2 protein-coding genes and 2 pseudogenes are annotated in these 3,049 nt (G+C 74.7%); 1 reads left to right on the top strand and 3 read right to left on the bottom strand.

Annotation, left to right across the window (positions count from 1 at the left end; translation table 11 throughout):
* Nucleotides 1-82 precede the first annotated feature (82 nt).
* From PV721_RS42475 to PV721_RS42465, 3 genes and pseudogenes are all read right to left on the bottom strand, one after another.
* A pseudogene (locus PV721_RS42475) lies at nt 83-343 on the bottom strand (hypothetical protein); the annotation flags it as partial.
* A gap of 108 nt (nt 344-451) precedes the next feature.
* Nucleotides 452-1,264 carry an alpha-L-glutamate ligase gene (locus tag PV721_RS42470; protein ID WP_319734117.1) on the bottom strand — a complete coding sequence of 271 codons (813 nt, stop codon included), beginning with the start codon at nt 1,262-1,264 and terminating at the stop codon, nt 452-454.
* Nucleotides 1,261-2,187 carry a hypothetical protein gene (locus PV721_RS42465; RefSeq protein ID WP_319734115.1) on the bottom strand — a complete coding sequence of 309 codons (927 nt, stop codon included), beginning with the start codon at nt 2,185-2,187 and terminating at the stop codon, nt 1,261-1,263. Before PV721_RS42465 ends, PV721_RS42470 begins: the two co-directional genes overlap by 4 nt.
* Nucleotides 2,188-2,338: 151 nt before the next feature.
* Here PV721_RS42465 and PV721_RS42460 point away from each other — a divergent pair.
* Nucleotides 2,339-3,049, top strand: a pseudogene (locus PV721_RS42460) (hypothetical protein); the annotation flags it as partial.

Genomic DNA, 3,049 nt, shown 5'->3' with positions numbered 1-3,049 from the left:
TTTACACCTTTTAAGTGTTGGGAGCGTCAGATGGGTATTAGAGACCGGGTTTGGGCGTCCACCGGGGGGGGGATCAGAAGGGCAGCGGCAGCTCCAGCACGAACAGCGGCTGTACGAGGGCCAGCGCGCCCGTGGCCAGCGCGACGGCCTGCCCGACCCCGGCCGCGATCACGGCCAGGATCCCGCCCACCCACACCGGCCGCCGCAGCAGGTCGAGGACCAGGCCGAAGCGGAAGCCGCCGCTCTGCGGCACGGTGAGCGCCGCCCGCCGCTGGAGCACGGTGGCGAGCGCGTTGCTGAGCGCCGCGAACAGCGCGAAGAGGACCGGCAGGACGACGCCCATGCCCCGATCCTCACCGCCCCCGCCACCGGGCCGCACCACGACACCGGGCCGGGGCCGTCCCGCCGCACGCATTCGCCCGTCCGGACGCGTGCGTGCGGCGCCGCGGGTCTACGGGCGGCGGACCGGGGCCCGGCGCAGGGTCAGGGCGGCGAGGGCCGCCGGGGCTCCGGACAGGCCGCGGATCCCGGGAAAGGCGTTGACGTCCACGATCAGCGGCGTGCCGCCGCCCGTGTCGATGATGTCCACGCCGTAGACGTCCAGCGCGAACACCGCGCCCACCTCGCGCACCAGCCCGGCCCATCCGGCCGGCAGATCGTCCAGGGCCAGCGGCACGTTGGGGCCCTGCCCGCCGGGGGAGAGCTCGGAGCGGCGCCGGGCCGCGAAGACCTGGTCCCCTATGGCCCACAGCTTGTGGTCCCAGCCGCTGTTGGGCGCGTACTCCTGCACCACCACCGGCTCCCGCGGCCAGGCCCGCGCCAACTCCCGCAGCGCGGCGGCGTCGTCGGCGCGGGCGACGAGGTCGCCCTTGCGGTTGCGCCGGCTCTTGACGACCACCGGAGCGGTGAGCGTGGTCCCGGAGGCCCACGCCGAGAGGGCGCCGACGGTACGCGTCGCGGCGAACGGCAGCCCGGCCCGCAGGGCGAGCCCGGCCATCTCCGTCCGGTCCTGGCACAGCGCCGTGGCCGCCGCGGAGTTCACCACGGCCGCGCCCCGCCGCTCCAGCTCCCGTGCGAGCCCCACGGCGTGCGGGGTCCCCGACTTGAGCAGGTAGACATCGGCCGGCCGCCGGGGCACCGGCACCGGCGCGTCCCCGGGCGGGGTCGGATCGAGCGCTTCGACGACGTGCTCCGGAGCCAGCAGCGCGGCGGCCCCCGCCAGCAGTGGGTGCCCGGGATCCGGGGTGATCAGGCCGATCCTCATATGCTCTCCCCCGCCCCCGCCGAGACCTGCACCGGAATCGAGAGGGGCAGCGTAGGGAACGGCAGTGCCGCGGGTGCGGGCTGCGGTGAGGCCGCCTGCGGCTGCGCGGGAGCGCCGGCCCGTGCCAGCTCCAGCACCGCCCGGGCCACCCGCGCCGCCGCGTCCGGCACCTGACGGAAGCTCGGGAAGTCGTTCACGTCGACGACCACCGGCCCGTCCGGGCCCAGCAGCACGTCCACCCCGTACAGGTCCAGCCCGTAGACCGCCCCCACCCGGGCGGCGATCGCCGCCACCTCGGCCGACAGCGGCACCCGGCGCTCCCGCACCGAGGGGTCCGGGTGCAGCGGGGAGCAGCGCTCGGTCGCGAAGAGCTCGCCGCCGACCCCGTACACCTTGATGTCCGTGCCCGAGTTGGGCACGTACGGCTGGGCGATCAGCATGCCCTCGCCCGCGAGGAGGGGAAGCACCGTCTCCAGTTGCTCCGGCGAGGACACCAGGCGCACGGCCCGTCCGGAGCTGCCGTCGGCGGGCTTGACGACGAGCGGGTACTCCGCCGCCGCTATCTCCCTGAGGAGTTCGGGGCACGCCACCGCGTACGTGGTCGGCAGCGGCAGCCCCCGGCCGCGCCCGATGGCGGCGGCCAGGGCCTTGTCCCGTACGCCCCGGATGGACCGGGCGTCGTTGACGGTGGTCATCCCGGCCGCGGCGGCGGCTTCGAGCAGCGTGAGCCCCGGCCCGCCGGAGACGGTCTTGAGCACCCAGGCGTCGTGCGCCCCCGCGTCCACGGCCTCGGACATGCGCAGCAGCGAGCCGCCCGGACGCAGCACGTCCACCTGGTGCCCCCAAGCGGTCAGCTGCCCGATCACCTCGTTCGGCATGCCGTCGTGGCGGTAGTGCTCCTCCACCAGGAAGCAGAGCCTCATCGACCTTCCCCAAATTCCCCGGACGTCCGCCGATACCGTCCGGCGAGTTGTGACGTCACAGGATGTCATGGACCGCATTGTGATGATCGGTCCGCCTGTGGGCTTCCTTGCTACGCTGCCCGTTTTGGATCAACGGGGGACGGACCGGGGCATGGGCGATCGGTGGACGGGGCTGCTGTACGGGCTCGTAGGGAACGAGGCCGCACCGGCGGACGTGCTGTTGCGGCTGCTCGGCCACGAAGACGAGTGGCTGCGGCGCGCGGTTGCGCAGCGCGCGGTTCTGCCGCAGGAGGTGATCGAGGCCGCTCTCATCCACCCGGACCGCCACGTCCGGATGGCCCTCGCCGAGAACGGCGGCATCGACCCCGGCCAGCGCGCCCGGCTGGTCGACGACCCGGCCCCGGCGGTCCACCTCGCCCTCGCGCACGGCCCCCTGGCCTACCGGCGGCGGGTGGCCCCGCTGCCCGACTGGGCGTACGAGCGGCTGCTTGCGCACCCCCGCGGTCTGGTGGGCCACGAACTGGTCGCGTGGGGCGCTCCACCGGCCCACATCCTGGCCGCTCTCGCGCACCACGAGCACCCGGCGTTCCGCAGGGCGGCCTGCCGCGTCTGGGACCGGCTTTCCCTCGAGGCCAGGGAGCGGCTCCTCGACGACGAGGACCAGGACGTCCGGCTGACCGCCGCCCGGCAGGTCTGCCACCAGGACGAGGAACGGACCGCCTGGCTCGTCGGCCGGCTCGGGGACGGTTGGCAGGTGAACGAGGTCCTGGCGAGGGGCCGGCTCACACGGGACCTCGCCGAACGCGTGGTCGTGGAGGGCGAACGGCTCGCGGCGATCGCCTCCAACCCCCCCCCCCCTTTC

Source organism: Streptomyces sp. MB09-01, assembly GCF_033794505.1.
Taxonomy (GTDB): domain Bacteria; phylum Actinomycetota; class Actinomycetes; order Streptomycetales; family Streptomycetaceae; genus Streptomyces.
The sequence above is the reverse complement of the archived record's forward strand: the minus strand, read 5'-3'. Positions and strand labels throughout refer to the sequence as shown.

What these genes read in the sequence shown, in the direction of transcription:
- PV721_RS42470 (WP_319734117.1), bottom strand. Translation starts at nt 1,264, where the DNA reads ATGAGGATCGGCCTGATCACCCCGGATCCCGGGCACCCACTGCTGGCG.
- PV721_RS42465 (WP_319734115.1), bottom strand. Translation starts at nt 2,187, where the DNA reads ATGAGGCTCTGCTTCCTGGTGGAGGAGCACTACCGCCACGACGGCATG.